Raw genomic sequence first — 14,932 nt, 5'->3', positions numbered from 1 at the left:
TTTCCGATAAGTCAACTAGGTTTTATTAAAACATACATATGATTTGTTTGAACATTTTACTTTTTTTATTTAAACGGTATCGTTTACTTACTATTTTTTATGATCTTTAATCCACTGTAACCAATAAGAAAACTCACACGCTAAATGCATTTGATGGGATTTAATAACTAAGCGACGAAATTTCTACAAAAAAAGAGTAATTTCAAGAAATATGCTACTAACCTTAGATTTATCAAAAAAGTTAGATCGTATAACTTAAGACTACTCATTCCTATTCAAAATATTTATGTAATTTAATTTTATTTCCTCTGCACCCTGGCTGTCTCCAAAACTATTGATGGAAGCTCTTTTTGAATGATTTCTTTTAATCCATAAAGAGCTTTCTTCACATAACCACCTTCGAAATTTCCTAATGGTTCTGGTACTTCATCCTCATCCAATATGAAGTATTCTCCATTTGGAAGTACCATAATATCGATGATTAAATCTTCAAAGGAAACCACTTCATCTTTTATTTGTGTGTTTTTTACGATATTAAAATATGAACCTAAATACTTTCCTTTTATATCTCTCCATACGTATAAATTGTACGGACGATCTTTCCAGTAATATGCGATTGTATAACTCCCTTTTGGGATTGTTAACTTAGTATCATTTGCAGTCATTGTAAATGAATACTGCACCTCGTGAAACAAAACGATACTTTGTGATTGTTTTTCAAGTAATAAGCAATTGTGATCTACTATTGTTGAGTTATACCGGATTTTTCTTTCTATAATTTCAATTTTCGATGTAAGTAGCTTATTCATTATTTTGTTTCCCCTTATGCTAGTTCTATCCTCAATTATATCCATTTATGTAGTGATAAAGAAGTATATAGTTTTTTATATAATGATTTATACAAGTACATAATAAAAACTCCTTCTTATTTAGAAAGAGTTTTTCACTATCCATGTTTCATATTTTTTCACTTCTAACGGAAGCTCATTTGTTTTTATGCAACTAACAGCACTATTACTCATGTTTTAACTTTTCCTTAACCGCATCATAAAATTTTCGTTCTTCATCAACATTTAAGTAAACACGACTTACTGTTTTAGAAAAGCCGTATAACAACTGCGCTTTCACTGGCTCTTTTAATGTTATTTCAAAAGTAGCAGGTTCTTTTATGAACTCCATAACAGTTGCATCCAATACCTGTTTCCCTTCTTTTGCCGTTAGCAATTCCCCCTTGTAGAACGCAATACTATCTATTTGTGTAAATGGCATAACGATTTTCTTTCCTAATCCGATTTGAATGATTACTTGTTCTTCTGTTACGACAAGGGGATTTTTGCGCATCGCTTGTATTTCAGCTATAAAATAAATCATCGCGTATACATTTAAAATAAGTAAAATCCATGCTATTACTGAATTCCACTGATGTAGTAAATAATGAAAACCAATGCTTTCAATTACTGTTGCGTGAATAATCATGATATACACACCTATAGCACCAGTCTTTTTATGATATGAGTATACAGATTTACCTGTTGGTACTTTTTCACGCCACGATAAAAACGCATAATAGATTAACTTACACTCTGTTAGAATGACATCTACTAACTTACTTCTTTTCATAGTAGCGTCAAACGCTGCATCAATTGCATAAGAAAAGGAATAATTTTCTCTTCTATATTCTTTATATTTTTTTATTATTTTAGGAAGCACTCTAACAATTTTATAGAGAAGGAATAATTCTATACCTACAAATGCAATTTCAGCCGCAACAATAATATAAGAGATGAATGAAAAAGCTTGTAAATAGTCACTTGGAATAATAAATCTTGCAAAAATATAACCAGCTATTACAACAGGAACTATATACGTTAATGAGTATCTTTTTCGAATAATGAAGAAATACGTGATGATTGGAATGACAAACATGCAATCTAATAATGACCCAAGCACAACTTCTTTCGGCGCAACTGGTACAATTGGAAGGGCATACAATAAATAGTTTGATAGCATAATTAAAGAGACGAGTCCAATCCAAATACCTTTTCGCCTTTGTGATAGTGTAGCCTTCATACGTTCACTCCTTTATTTAAAAACCTCATTTAAATGGTCTTTATAAAATGAAATGGCACGTTCAAATTCTTTTACTTCCTCTACTTTCACGACAGTTTCAAGTAATAATTTCATCGCTGATTCGTGATCGTTTACGTTATATTTTGCTAATGATAAAAATACTTTCATCGGAGCGTTCTCTGGGAATTTTTTCACCCCAGCTTCTAATACTGTAATTGCCTTTTCATATTCCCCTATACAACGATATGTACTTCCTAAACCAATATAAGCACCGCAAAGCGATTCGCCATCAAGTCCATTTGCGATTGCCTGCTCATAATACGGAACTGCTTCTGTTTCTAGCCCCATTACATCATGTATCCACGCACACTGATACAGTACTTCTGCATCCTTTGTAAAGTTTGTTAATCCTATAAGCATCTCTTTAGACTGCGCATACTTCTTTTCGTTTCTAAGTTTAATAGCTTGCTTTAATAAATGTTCCATAGAATCCACTCCTCACCAATTATTCTGTGTATAGCTCTTGATTGATATACGCTTCACATTCGTGTAAAAGTAAAATTCCCACCAATTAAAGTTTCGCTTACTTATTACTATGCGGATTCATTCTTATCTAAAAACTTAATTTTAAAAAGCAGTGACACGATTACATAATATCTCTAAGCTTTTGACAATTTCTTTCGCTGTTTCATCTTTCCCATTGCACAACTTCCCTTTACCATTCTGTCCAATTACATAATGCACAGCTCCGCGCGAATATAAAGAATGTGGTGAATTCGCAATCATTACATTCGCCCTTGCTTCTTTCATTCTATTTTTTGCTCTTTCAAACAGTTCTTCTTCACTTAAATCACTTTCAAGTTTAAAACCAACAAGCACTGTTTCTGGGTCCCATTCTTTTATTTGTTTTAATACTTTTGGAGCCTTTTGAAAATGAATAATCGGTGCTATATCACTTGAAATTTTTCCGTTCATATTAAGAACATTACCATCTTGATCACAAATCTTCTCCACAATCCAATCTGATCCAGCCGCTGCCATAATGACTGCATCAACCTTTTCATGTGTGATGATACTTTTCATTTTATCTTGTAAATCAACGATTCCTTCAAACGGATGTAATTCTAACCCTCTATGTACATCACTCGGTTTCTCCGCAAAATAACCGTGTAAATATATAACATGTGCCCCTTTAGCTAGAAGTTCTTCTGCGATTATCCTTCCAATTGTACCTTTGGCCATATTCGTATGCCCGCGTACTTGATCCCATTTTTCTAGACAACCACCGCTCGTAATTAATACCTTTTTCCCCTTCATTGTAACCATCCCTTACTAATTTTTCTTACGAAACCATTCTGTTCCAAAGTCAACTATATCACGCTGTTTCATTAGACGACACGTTGCATTCCCTATCTTCCCATTTTTTACAGTTCCTTTTCGCTCAAACTCCACACCAATTTCTACAAACTTCTCAGATTCGTAATCCATTTCAACAAACTCTTTCCACACTCTTTCACCGTTTTCTATAATAGGTGCTCCTACTTGTATTAACTCACATGCACCAGAACGCACCTCGGATAAATGAACAGACGTATTGGAATCATATCCAACACCAATTAATAATACGTACCCGTCTAAATCATATATTTTTCTTAATGGAGATTCTTCTCCAAAGCTCATTGATAACGAATGGTTCATTGTTATTTCTACTGCATGTTTTCCCCATGCAGCAAAACTTCCTAACGGATGATTACTACGTACTACATTCGGATATGTACGAAAACATTCAACTATTTCACCCATTCCCCTTGTTGGGGTTATACGTGAATCAAATGCTGGGACGTTATCTCGGATAATTTGCCACCAGTCTTCCGGTACAGGTGGTCTTGACCAATGTTTCGGATCGGACAAATCCGAAGATTGCGTTGGCATTATTATCGTTCCTTCTTCCGTAACAACTTTCATTAATGCTTCTACTACAGCAACCGCACCACCAGATATCCACCCGATAGAACTTAGTGATGAATGAACGATAATTGTCATTCCTTTTTCGACTCCTAATGCTTTTAAATCTTTTGTTATTGTTTCGATTGTATTTGGAAATTGTGTACTTGCAACTATTTCATTCATTTTCATATTGGTTCCCCCACTAGCTACGTAAATTTAAACTTTTATATAAATATATTATCATATTTTTCTTAATTTTTAACTTAATCATTTTTCATATCTATAAAAAATGGTAATATTATTACACAAAAATATTTAAATTATAATATTAAGATTTAAATTAAAAAAGAAAGTGAAGATTTTACATCCAACCATAAAAAGCTGTTTTATACATAGACGAAAGAGCTCATCACAAATGATGAGCTCTTTGTTTACTTTATCCTTCAATTGTAACCCCAGTAAACATTGATAAGTTTCCCGTTATTTTCTCACCTACACGTAAAAATAAGCCTGCTGCTCTTCCGCTTATACAGTGAGAGCCAATTAATAGTTTACCAGTATATGGACCATCCCATGTGTCAATGGTATAGTCAGGCATTTCTATGTATTGCTGGTATATCTTCCTTTGTTCAAAGTAATACTCTGTTTTATCTTCAGCTAATAATTCATCATTTTCGTATATAGATACTCCGCCACCTTCACGACCAAATACAGGTTTTGAAACGTATGATTCATGTCTTTCTAGAAATCGCTTATTTGAAAAATATGTTGGTAGAAAGTATTTATAAATAATGTCTTGCTCTTCTTCTGTAAAGAAAACACTTTCTTCATAAAACTTCCAAATTAGTGCGAGTACACTTTTGTTTTGCATAACAAACGCGGCTGGCGGATTAATAATTTTCACTCTTTCTTGCGCAATATGATCTAAAAATTGCAAACCAATCCTTTTCCCATTCTTATCAACGTCCGTTACTAAATACTCTATTGGATACAGTCTATATAAATATTTTATTTTTTCTCCACTTGGCGTATATATACCATCTTCCGCAACGACAATGTCTTGTATTCCTACATAGTCCGTTGACTGATTTAAGCAATACGTTCTTAAAAACTGGACCGTTTGTCTATCTTCATCGTGCCAATCATAACTAGTAAAATATATCGTCTCTTCAGGGCCTATATGATAGTCATGTTTAATTTGTTCCCATGCTTGCACAATATGCTCTTCTATATGGTTTGGGTGATTTACATCATGATAACGGCATAACACTTCATTTGCGACAGACGGTTCTAAATAGCCTGTTGGCGTATCACAATTTACTTCTATTAATTTTATATCGTCACCATTTACGATAAAATCAAACCTTGTAAAATATGAAAATAAACCATTATGTTTCATTCTCGCCATTTCCCACGCTTCAGCTGGAAATCCAAGTTTTTGAAAATCTTCTGTCGTATTTACAATATATTGATACGTTCTATATAACACATACATGATTTCTTCTGTCGCTTTTGAGATAGCAGTATAAGTTTTTGCTGGCATGCGATACATCCCTGTTGCCATATATTGATTCCATTCTTCATTCTCTAACAGACTAGGCCAAGTGAAACCATTCCTACTAGCCTCTTCTGCAAGTGAAAACCATACTTTCATATACTCTTCTTGCTCTCGTTGTGTATACATTACTCCATTACCCTTTCGTTTTAGGATCCTGCTGGCGCTTTTGCGTTTCCAATTCCACTTGAACCAGAGTTTACTTTCGGTGTTTGCGTAGTAGATGATTTTGGCGTATTTGTATCTGGTGTTACTTTATTGGATGGATTTGGCTGCTGTTTATTTAAATCCACTTTATTGGAAGAATTATTGTTACCGTTAGAACCACCAGAATAACCACCGCTACTACCGCCACCTGTTCTACGCTCATCTTTTTCACGATATGGAATAACATTATTTGCATATGGTTTCTTCATTAAATTTGGTTTTGCTGTATAATTCATATTTGAAGTTCTACTCGCTAATAAATATCCTGCTACAAATGGAAGTATCGGTAAATGAGAGTTTTCATGATAGGATGAAAATGACGGATTATTTTCCTTGCATAACTCATCTGTCTCTATATTTTCATTGGTTGGGGCTTTATCATCACAATTTAATGTTTCTTGTTCATTTCTTTGTTTTGCACCATCTGTTTTAACAGCTGTACTTTCTTGCTGAGCAGTTTCTTCTTCATAATCACCACAACCTGTTAATAAAAAAGATGACATCCCTATTGAAGTAGCTATTTTTATAAACTTACTTTTCTCCATTCTCACGTGTTATACACCTATCTTCTTTTATCTATATTTTTCCAGATACCTATATTATATAATGAAATTATTATTTTTTTCAAACTATATTCAATATGTACAATTATATATTTTCATGCTATTTTTCCATGTAACAATGAAATCTTTCTATCCCTGGATATTTTTCTCCTAAACTTTTAACTTGAAAACCAATTCTTTTATAAAATTCTACCGCCCCATCGTCTGTCTCCGCTTCTATATAAGTCAATTGGTCTACTCTTACAATCTCTTTAATCATTTGCAGTGCAATTCCTTTTTGACGATAATCTGGAGCCACTGCTATATGACATATTCTTGCTTTAGTTTCTCCGATTATTTCAATACCTAGACAAGCTTTTTCTTCATATTTGTACAAAGTCCCTTTATTACTTTGATAAAATATTACTGCCTTCTTTAAGCTTATTTCATTTGGACCGACAGCATATTGTAGCACATTTAATATTGAATCTTTTTCAATTTGTTCAACGCGCTGTATATTCATACTTTCATCCCTTTCTATGAAAAAAGACTAGCTCTTAATAAAAAGAGCTAATCTCATTACGCCGTTATTTTTTCTTCTTTTTTTACAACGACAGCCACATAACTATGAAGTATCATTCCAATAATAACGAGACTCATACCAATCCAAGATAATGATGACGGAATTGGTGCAGATAACCAGATCAGCTCTCCTACTAGCGCAAATAAAACTTCACCAGACTGCGTCGCTTCCACTGTTGCTAATTTTTGTGGATCATCTTTCACAAGATCTGTCGCAAAGAAAAATAATACTGTCGCGATTAACCCAGAGCTAACTGCTACAATAAAACATTGAAAAACTTGGCTACTTGACGGTAATCCGCCAGTTGATACTTCGTAACCAGATAATAAAAACCAAAATGGTAAACTTGCTAATGTCATACCGAGTACTCGCTGAAATACATCTAATTCCCCTTTACAAACTTGCATCATTTTTCTATTTCCAAGAGGATACGCAAATGCTGCAATAACTACAGGAACTACACATAAAATGGTTTCACGAATACCTAATGAAGAAGCATGTTCTACTTGCATGAGAACAACACCGAATAAAATAATGCCCGACATAACTAATTCCTTCATCGGAAGTTTTTTATGTAGTGGATCCACCGCAAAAAATGGTGTTAACAAAATCCCTGCAACGATTGTAATTTGCCATGTTGATGCAACGAGCCAACCTGGTCCGAACGCTCCAGCAAAACTAAGCGGTGCATAAAAGAGACCAAATCCAACGATACTCCAAACTAACCATTCTTTCGGATTGTTTTTCATATATTGAAAGAGTTGCTTTAAGTTCCCTCTATACATAACAATAAGTAATAGCATTGGAACCGTAAAATAATACCGTAATGATGCACTCCAAATCCAGCTTCCACCTTCTAAGTCCATTGCCCTGTTTAAAACAAAAGTAAAGGCAAAGAAAAATGATGCCAGTATCCCTATAACAATTGCTTTCATTGTAAAACCCCTTGTATTTAATTTTTAATCTCTATGACATATATTTTAGTATACGCGATGAAAAATCTACATACAAACTTACATTTCATTTTGGAATGATGAAGGAATTGTAGTAGATTTACATGGGAATAAAGTGCATTGGTATGAAATCGAGGTCATTACATACCAAAATTTTCAAGGGGCAAAATCTACTTTAATCTCGACCCACTATACTCACCATGAAAATATACGCATCCGCTATAAAAGATGGCTACCAACTATTGCACATTCAATTTACTGGTTTTCTATTGAGAAACCAGTAAATTGAATGATAGCTTGGGAAGAAAAGCGAACGAATAAAAACAAACGCCTCCTTTAATTATTATTTAGAGGCGTTCGTTCATTCAAAAATTAAAGAATATGTAGTTTATATTCTCTGTATAATTTCCTCAATCGACTTATATGAGCTTGATGATACCGTTTATGATCTGCTATATGCCATATTTCCCATCTTATTGTCGCAGTTTCCCCTTTTTCATACAAAACTTTCTCTCTTAAAAGAACAACACCATATGTTCATCATCACTATACACACCATTCATTTTTATAGCCCTTTTTTCAATTCCGTACGTTTTAAATCCCATTGATTCATATAATCGTTTTGCTGGTTCGTTCGTTGACACAACCCCTAAATTGAATTGCTCTAGCTTCATCTCTTTTGCCCTTTCAATTGCTTTACGTATTAAATCACGTGCAAGACCACTTCTTCGATTTTCAGTATCTACATACATCGCAACGATATGTCCTTTATGCTTATATGCGTCCTTTTCTTCTGTTAATAAAGTAACAACCCCAACTAAACGATTTTCATTATTAAAAGCACCAAATGTAAAACTACTGTTGGATGAAAGATTACTAGCAACGCGTTCAAGAGGTTTTTCTTGACGTACTGCTTCTTCATAAGTCGTTACAAATGCTTCTGGATTTACTTGTAATGCTTGTAAACGTAACTCCCAATATTGTTTTGCATCCGCTTTTGTAAGTAATCGAATCATTTTATCTTCCCCTTTTTAATTTACATAATATTTTTATAGGCTACTTTTTTTTGATTCATACTCTTCTTTTAATATACTGTAACGATTGCGATGAATGAACTTCCCCTGTCTCAATCGATCATTTCTCATTAACCCTTCGCATACAAATCCGGCATTTTCATAACTCTTTTTAGCTTGTGTATTATCTTCATCTACACGTAACCAAATTTTCTCCAATTCAAACTGGGAAAAACCTATTTGTAACATGCTGTTTAGAGCTGCCATTCCAAATCCTTTACCCCAATAGTCTTTATTTCCAATCGCAATTCCTAGTTCTGCATTTTTATTTGTTTTATCAAAATTTTTAAGGTCTACCCATCCAATATGTATACCTGTCTCAGTAACGATTGCCCTTTGTTCATAACCATTTTTTCGGCTTATACAAGCTTCAATCCAGTTTCTCGTATCTCCACGAGTGAACGGAGGATATTGATCTGGTACAACTAAATGCTTTGTTACATTTCTATCTAATGACCATTGATAGCGATCTTCTACATCATCTAGTGTCAATTCTCTTAATTGAACATATGGTACATTCATTGTTCTCTCCCGTTTTATAAAAATGATCAAAAGCCGCTACAAATTTGTTTGCATATTGCTCATCATATCTTCTTAGCACTCTAATAAACCATTTTGAACTCCCAAGCCACATACCATTTACTCTTAATACATATTCATGTACTAAATCCGCTAATAAATTAGCTATAAACAATTCTTCTTCTCTTTTCGTTGCACCAATAAAGTCATCTAAAGTATCCGTAATAAAATATCGCTTCTGCTTAATCGTTTCTTCGGTCCATTTAGCTGGTCCTTTATGTAGTAAATCATTCGCTTCTTTTTTTAATTTCTCAACAATTTCCTGTTCCCCTTTTAATGCAATCCCTTCTGAAACTAATTGTGGTAACGACGGTCTCCCTCGATCACAATCCATTTTGAAAAAAGTTTTATATGTTTCAAAATTATGAACAAACACCTCAACAGGCCATCCATTACTATAGAAAGATTCTCTATAACAAGAAGTTAAACTGTGGTCAACTATTACAATATCAAGGTCAGATGTTTTCGTCGCTTCTCCTCGTGCAACGCTTCCGCCGAGTAAAGCTACATCACAATTCGGAAATTGTGATGTAATTATGTTTTGTGCTGCTTCGATTGGTTTCATAACCGCTCCTCTTTTCTTATTCCACTTTCTTTTTTTTAGCTCTTTCTCTCGCTTTTTTTATATAGCTTTCTGCATCTGGTGTTTTACATGATGTTGCACCGTGATCAACCTCTACTTTTCCAATTTCACTTGCAATTCCAATCGCTTGTCGCTCTAAGTCTTCATTACGAATTCCTATTGCGATTAAAGCACTATTCATCGCTTCTTTTTTTCTATTTTTTTCATTATGTATATTTTCTTTAATCTCTTCTAAGTACGGAGAGAAGAAATCATCATGTAACGTTTTATTTTTAATCGCTATATTTGCTAATAAAGACCAGCCAGCTCTTCCAATCCATTCATCATTAGACTTTGTCCACTCTTCCATTCTTTCTATTGCAATTGGCGAAGTACATATAGATGTCATAAGAACATCCATTAAACAGTAATAATCAACATCCTGAACCCAACTATTAAGCTGCTCTGTCGTTATTTTCTTCGGGTCTAAAATATAAGTTGCTAATGTCATCGCGTCCATATTTTTCGTTTCCCACAATTCAACTGCTAAATCGTGATCTTTTTTTATCATCTTTTTTAACAATTTTAAATTTGCAAAACTAACTCCAAATAACGGCTCTTTCGCTCCGTGGTTTTTATACGTTTTTCGATTTTGTTCTGTTCCATATCCTTCTAGTTGCTGCATTACTTCCTCAAGTAACATATACCCACCTCTTTATCTTTTATGTTGACTCTATATATGTATGTACGATATATTCTACATTACTTTTTGGTTTACCTATATTTATTTTTAAAATACGGTATGTGAAATTTCTAAACATTGCACAACTACACTATCAAAAAACTGTATATTTAACATGTACAGTTTTTTGATGGTAACAATTTTCCGTAGAATAAGATATAAACTACGAAAGAATTTTTAATGAGAGGTGTATTTCCAACATGTTTAGAAAACTCTTTAAAATGGTTTACTATCATACTTTTATACCTCCTTCATAAATTATGTGTATTACATTTGTTCTTAGCCAAAATCTTTCTACATTTTAATAACTCTCTCAATAAGATTTTCTTATATAGAAATCCCTACAAACGCTGTAGGGATTTTTGTATAAATCATTTTGTTACACTCTTTTTCATATGATAATAGTTTCTTTATTCAGATGCATTCATAAGCACAATTCTCCAACCACCTGGATCCTCTATTGTGGTTCCTTTCTCTATCCAATACGGGTTTTCTGGTTCCACCTCATGATAGCCCATATTACTTAATCGATTTACTATCTTTTCAATTTCATCTTTATTAGGCATATAAAAAACTAGTAAATTATCTTTTGTCGGTGCTGGACATGGACTTCCATTAACATGTGTAGTAAACTCCAAATGATACTCTTCATCTGGTAATCCAAACATAACCCCGTCATATCCTTCGTGATTGTGAAATTCTCCTATACGTTTTAGTCCTAATCCTGTTTCATAAAAACTTATCACTTCTTCAAATTTATCTGTTGGTCTTGCAATTCTAAATTGAACCCAATTCTTCATGCAAATCTCCTCCTTTTCATTTTCCAAAGCTTTATAGTAATTAGTATAGGTTACATATATTTCCTTTAACATCCCTCATTAGTGTGAGCTTCCTAAGTTGAAAGACCTATTAGTTAATAAACAATAGGTCTTTCGTATAAAATTCATATAAAACTAGTTATATAAATGTAGAGATGAAATATAAGCTATTACGTATGAAATAATTCTCCTTGCAGAGCCTTTATATACCGATCAGCAAATCTTTGTACAGCTTCATTCGCATCTTCCACCACACCATGAAATGCATTATATAGTCGGCTAAATACAAATATTCGAATCAATAATTAGAACGAAAATGAAGTGATACGAAAGTATGATTAGCCTTCTTTCGGTTTTAAGACTTTAGTCTCATTCCTATAAATTTTTTATTTCCTACTTCCAAGGTAATAGTTTTTAATTTTATTAAAACTTTCTAATATATTTAACACTTTAATCGTTAAAAGAAAGCACAAATCTTCATAAAATAAACGAATCAATTAATTTTTTGTCACAACTTTAACACAACCATACCTACTATTACACATCAGGAGGGTATTAGGTTTAAATTAAGGAGAGAGGTAATTATGCTGTATGAAGTATTTGATACGGAAGGCAGTAACAATATAAAGTTTGTTGATAAAACTAACAGGTGAATTTAATATGATAATTGAAGAGTTTGTAAAGAAAGATTAATATTGATTTCAAGCTTCATTTTAGGGGAAATAAACATTACAAACTATATGAATTAATAAGTAGCATTAAAGCAAAATTTATATCCACGAAATATTTAAATTCATATACAATTTTATACAACCACTTTTTATAAAACAAGAAAAGTGGTTGTATGTGTTAGAAAGTATTCTTTTTTACAAAATCACGCTACATATTTCATTAAACTACAACTACTCGTTTTCTTTTTTCTTCTTTTGTTCCTCAGAAGGTTCTTCTGTTGGGTCTGGTTCTTGTTCATCCTTTTTGTTTAATTCATTATTTTTTTCTTTAGCAGGATCTTGTTTGTCATTTTTTTCCTCCTGTCTTTGTTCAGAAGGTTCCTCCGTTGGATCTGGCTCCTTTTCGTCTTTTGGAGCTGGATTACAACCAATTAATAATCCTACTGTAAATATGCTTGTCATAAATATTGAAAACATTTTTTTATAATTCAATTAAAACACCTCCTAAAATTAATATCCCTTATATTGTTTCCAATTAATAATTCAATTTATCCAATTATTTGTGACATTTCTTTAAAAATGACATTCCTTTAAAATCTTGCATACATTTGGCTAAACTTTTTTACACTTGTAAAAAAGTTTCTTTGCATTTCCCTACCTATAATTGCTAATATAGTAGAGTAGAACTTTTATAGAGAGAAGGAAAATTATGCACAATGGAATTCGAATGACAACTTTAGTAAAAAGGGCTATGTTAGTGTGTGCGGGGGTATTATTCACATACGAAGCGGCTTTTGGATCAGTACATACCGCTCTAGCTAGTACAGAGGATGAAGCAAAATCTGTTCAACTTGTAAGTGAGATTCAAACATCTCTTGCTCCGAAAGAAGCGCCAAAACATTATAACGGGCAAGTTAGAAAAGTCGCTTATTTAACATTTGATGACGGTCCTGGAAAATACACAGCTGAGCTTTTAGATATGTTAAAGAAAGAAAATGCAAAAGCAACATTCTTCCTAATTGGTTCAAACGTAAAAGCTTTCCCTGATCTTGTAAAACGCGAAGATGCTGAAGGCCACTACGTTGGGATGCACAGTATGACTCATAACTACAAGAAACTCTACACTGAAGGTCATTACGTAGATGAAATGAAGGAAGACCAAGGCTTAATCGCTGGTGTTTTAGGTAAATCACCAGTATTAACTCGTCCATCTTACGGCTCTATGCCAGGATTAAACGAAGCTCTTCGCAACAAAGTTGTAGAAAATGGCTTAAAAGTTTGGGATTGGACAATTGATTCTTTAGACTGGAAATATAACAAAATGCAAGTTGATGCTGCATCTGCTAAAATTGTAGAAAACGTGTTACATGGTGCTACAAATCCAACAGAAGTTATCCTTATGCATGATATTCATCCACAATCAGTAAAAGCAGTTCCTGGAATTATTAAAGGACTGAAAGAAAAAGGATATGAATTAGAAGCATATAATGAGAACGAACACTTCCCATTAAACTTCTGGCATGATAATCGTATGTAATGAAAAGACTTGATTTCCTCTAGTAGGTTATCAAGTCTTTTTTATCGTTTTTAGAATTTCCTTATAGAGAAAACCTATACACGCTTGCACCATATCAATATTATACGTCCCTTCCCTTTTATCAAATAAATTTAACTTTGAAATATCACATGCTATCTTTAACCTAGTTTAAATAAGTCGATATTATATGATCGTATTTATAGTACAAACTGAAGAAGCTTGGAATCAATTTAAGAAAGAAACGCGATAAGTAAAAAACTACAAAAGCGACTTATTCAAAATAAAAACATACATATCAGAATACAGACAAAAAAAGGATTGAATATACAATTTCAATCCTTTTTTTATATTATCAACACTTTAGCACATATTACTCTTAAGGAGTGATATGTATATGGATTTTCTTTCACCTGAATATTTGTCTGCCCTACTGGCCATCATTGTAATCGATTTAGTGTTAGCCGGAGATAACGCCATCGTAATTGGATTAGCAGCAAGAAGATTACCGAAAGATCAACAAAAGAAAGTTATTATATGGGGTACAGTCGGGGCAATCGCTATTAGAGCCCTCGCTACCTTAGTTGTCGTTTGGTTATTAAAAATACCTGGTTTACTTTTAATTGGTGGTGTACTCCTTATATGGATTGCTTACAAATTAATCGCTGAAGGCAAAGATCATGATATTAAAGCAGAAGAAGGATTTTGGTCTGCCATTAAAACTATTATTATTGCTGATGCGTTAATGGGCATTGATAATGTACTCGCTGTTGCAGGAGCTGCCCATGGTAACTTTTCTTTAGTAATCATTGGGCTATTAGTTTCTATTCCTGTAGTTGTATGGGGCAGTACATTGATTTTAAAATGGGTAGATCGTTTTCCTGTCATCATTACGATTGGAGCAGCCGTTTTAGCTTATACTGCCGCGAAAATGATTGTAGATGAGAAATGGTTCGCTGGATTTTTCGAAAGTAACCCTTTCGTTAAATGGGCATTTATCATTATTATCATCGTCGGTGTAGTTTTCTTCGGAAAGGCAAAACAAAAAGCAAAAGCTGGTTCTGTCTAATAATGATGGTATATTTACAAATAAAAG

General features: G+C 33.2%; 17 protein-coding genes and 2 pseudogenes. 2 read left to right on the top strand and 17 right to left on the bottom strand.

Translation table 11 applies throughout. The annotated features are described in order from the left end of the window. Positions 1-299: 299 nt before the first annotated feature. The 17 genes and pseudogenes from CGQ22_RS11865 to CGQ22_RS11795 form a co-directional block, all read right to left on the bottom strand. Positions 300-809 carry a ribonuclease FAU-1 family protein gene (locus CGQ22_RS11865; protein ID WP_001037880.1) on the bottom strand — a complete coding sequence of 170 codons (510 nt, stop codon included), beginning with the start codon at positions 807-809 and terminating at the stop codon, positions 300-302. A 205-nt stretch (positions 810-1,014) separates the two neighbouring features. Further along, entirely contained in the window at positions 1,015-2,070 is a 1,056-nt protein-coding gene (locus CGQ22_RS11860; protein ID WP_000648429.1) for a hypothetical protein, read from the bottom strand. 12 nt (positions 2,071-2,082) lie between these two features. Beyond that, complete coding sequence (locus tag CGQ22_RS11855) at positions 2,083-2,556, bottom strand: tetratricopeptide repeat protein (RefSeq protein WP_000400636.1); 474 nt, start codon at positions 2,554-2,556, stop codon at positions 2,083-2,085. Positions 2,557-2,697: 141 nt separating this feature from the next. Beyond that, a complete protein-coding gene (locus CGQ22_RS11850; protein WP_000676728.1) occupies positions 2,698-3,387 on the bottom strand; it encodes a phosphopantothenoylcysteine decarboxylase domain-containing protein in 690 nt (229 codons plus the stop codon). Positions 3,388-3,402: 15 nt separating this feature from the next. After that, a complete protein-coding gene (locus CGQ22_RS11845) occupies positions 3,403-4,206 on the bottom strand; it encodes an AAC(3) family N-acetyltransferase (RefSeq protein ID WP_000783346.1) in 804 nt (267 codons plus the stop codon). A 247-nt stretch (positions 4,207-4,453) separates the two neighbouring features. Beyond that, entirely contained in the window at positions 4,454-5,701 is a 1,248-nt protein-coding gene (locus CGQ22_RS11840; RefSeq protein ID WP_000288525.1) for a glutathionylspermidine synthase family protein, read from the bottom strand. Positions 5,702-5,721: 20 nt separating this feature from the next. Then, positions 5,722-6,330, bottom strand: a complete 609-nt coding sequence (locus CGQ22_RS11835; protein WP_001242220.1) for a hypothetical protein — start codon at positions 6,328-6,330, stop codon at positions 5,722-5,724. Between the two features lie 112 nt (positions 6,331-6,442). Further along, positions 6,443-6,844 carry a GNAT family N-acetyltransferase gene (locus CGQ22_RS11830; protein WP_089148734.1) on the bottom strand — a complete coding sequence of 134 codons (402 nt, stop codon included), beginning with the start codon at positions 6,842-6,844 and terminating at the stop codon, positions 6,443-6,445. 56 nt (positions 6,845-6,900) lie between these two features. Continuing rightward, positions 6,901-7,839 carry a DMT family transporter gene (locus tag CGQ22_RS11825; protein WP_089148733.1) on the bottom strand — a complete coding sequence of 313 codons (939 nt, stop codon included), beginning with the start codon at positions 7,837-7,839 and terminating at the stop codon, positions 6,901-6,903. Between the two features lie 390 nt (positions 7,840-8,229). Further along, positions 8,230-8,376 (bottom strand): annotated as a pseudogene (locus CGQ22_RS31405) (DinB family protein); the annotation flags it as partial. Continuing rightward, a complete protein-coding gene (locus CGQ22_RS11820; RefSeq protein ID WP_000620319.1) occupies positions 8,373-8,873 on the bottom strand; it encodes a GNAT family N-acetyltransferase in 501 nt (166 codons plus the stop codon). The pseudogene CGQ22_RS31405 and the gene CGQ22_RS11820, both read right to left, overlap by 4 nt. Positions 8,874-8,906: 33 nt before the next feature. Beyond that, entirely contained in the window at positions 8,907-9,452 is a 546-nt protein-coding gene (locus tag CGQ22_RS11815) for a GNAT family N-acetyltransferase (protein WP_001102505.1), read from the bottom strand. Beyond that, on the bottom strand, positions 9,409-10,074 hold the full coding sequence (locus CGQ22_RS11810; RefSeq protein ID WP_089148732.1) for a nucleotidyltransferase domain-containing protein: 666 nt from the start codon (positions 10,072-10,074) through the stop codon (positions 9,409-9,411). The genes CGQ22_RS11815 and CGQ22_RS11810 overlap by 44 nt, the downstream gene beginning before the upstream one ends. Positions 10,075-10,090: 16 nt before the next feature. Continuing rightward, positions 10,091-10,774, bottom strand: coding sequence for a DNA alkylation repair protein (locus CGQ22_RS11805; protein ID WP_000923463.1), 684 nt, complete (start codon positions 10,772-10,774; stop codon positions 10,091-10,093). A gap of 449 nt (positions 10,775-11,223) precedes the next feature. Next, a complete protein-coding gene (locus tag CGQ22_RS11800) occupies positions 11,224-11,613 on the bottom strand; it encodes a VOC family protein (protein WP_089148731.1) in 390 nt (129 codons plus the stop codon). A gap of 188 nt (positions 11,614-11,801) precedes the next feature. Next, positions 11,802-11,915 (bottom strand): annotated as a pseudogene (locus CGQ22_RS32900) (hypothetical protein); the annotation flags it as partial. A gap of 618 nt (positions 11,916-12,533) precedes the next feature. Next, on the bottom strand, positions 12,534-12,794 hold the full coding sequence (locus CGQ22_RS11795; protein WP_001106981.1) for a hypothetical protein: 261 nt from the start codon (positions 12,792-12,794) through the stop codon (positions 12,534-12,536). A 217-nt stretch (positions 12,795-13,011) separates the two neighbouring features. On the opposite strand from CGQ22_RS11795, the gene CGQ22_RS11790 reads away from it, so the two are divergent. Then, complete coding sequence (locus CGQ22_RS11790) at positions 13,012-13,839, top strand: peptidoglycan-N-acetylglucosamine deacetylase (protein ID WP_000551445.1); 828 nt, start codon at positions 13,012-13,014, stop codon at positions 13,837-13,839. A gap of 394 nt (positions 13,840-14,233) precedes the next feature. Further along, positions 14,234-14,905 (top strand): TerC family protein, encoded by a 672-nt coding sequence (locus tag CGQ22_RS11785; protein WP_000346948.1) that lies wholly within the window; start codon positions 14,234-14,236, stop codon positions 14,903-14,905. Positions 14,906-14,932: the final 27 nt, after the last annotated feature.

Source organism: Bacillus sp. M13(2017) (assembly GCF_002218325.1).
In the GTDB taxonomy this organism is placed as follows: domain Bacteria; phylum Bacillota; class Bacilli; order Bacillales; family Bacillaceae_G; genus Bacillus_A; species Bacillus_A thuringiensis_K.
This window is presented reverse-complemented; position numbering and strand designations above follow the sequence as displayed.

Coding starts and splice junctions, on each gene's coding strand:
- CGQ22_RS11800 (WP_089148731.1), bottom strand. CDS start 11,613: ATGAAGAATTGGGTTCAATTTAGAATTGCAAGACCAACAGATAAATTT.
- CGQ22_RS11865 (WP_001037880.1), bottom strand. CDS start 809: ATGAATAAGCTACTTACATCGAAAATTGAAATTATAGAAAGAAAAATC.
- CGQ22_RS11810 (WP_089148732.1), bottom strand. CDS start 10,074: ATGAAACCAATCGAAGCAGCACAAAACATAATTACATCACAATTTCCG.
- CGQ22_RS11815 (WP_001102505.1), bottom strand. CDS start 9,452: ATGAATGTACCATATGTTCAATTAAGAGAATTGACACTAGATGATGTA.
- CGQ22_RS11845 (WP_000783346.1), bottom strand. CDS start 4,206: ATGAAAATGAATGAAATAGTTGCAAGTACACAATTTCCAAATACAATC.
- CGQ22_RS11825 (WP_089148733.1), bottom strand. CDS start 7,839: ATGAAAGCAATTGTTATAGGGATACTGGCATCATTTTTCTTTGCCTTT.
- CGQ22_RS11785 (WP_000346948.1), top strand. CDS start 14,234: ATGGATTTTCTTTCACCTGAATATTTGTCTGCCCTACTGGCCATCATT.
- CGQ22_RS11820 (WP_000620319.1), bottom strand. CDS start 8,873: ATGATTCGATTACTTACAAAAGCGGATGCAAAACAATATTGGGAGTTA.
- CGQ22_RS11850 (WP_000676728.1), bottom strand. CDS start 3,387: ATGAAGGGGAAAAAGGTATTAATTACGAGCGGTGGTTGTCTAGAAAAA.
- CGQ22_RS11860 (WP_000648429.1), bottom strand. CDS start 2,070: ATGAAGGCTACACTATCACAAAGGCGAAAAGGTATTTGGATTGGACTC.
- CGQ22_RS11840 (WP_000288525.1), bottom strand. CDS start 5,701: ATGTATACACAACGAGAGCAAGAAGAGTATATGAAAGTATGGTTTTCA.
- CGQ22_RS11805 (WP_000923463.1), bottom strand. CDS start 10,774: ATGTTACTTGAGGAAGTAATGCAGCAACTAGAAGGATATGGAACAGAA.
- CGQ22_RS11855 (WP_000400636.1), bottom strand. CDS start 2,556: ATGGAACATTTATTAAAGCAAGCTATTAAACTTAGAAACGAAAAGAAG.
- CGQ22_RS11830 (WP_089148734.1), bottom strand. CDS start 6,844: ATGAATATACAGCGCGTTGAACAAATTGAAAAAGATTCAATATTAAAT.
- CGQ22_RS11790 (WP_000551445.1), top strand. CDS start 13,012: ATGCACAATGGAATTCGAATGACAACTTTAGTAAAAAGGGCTATGTTA.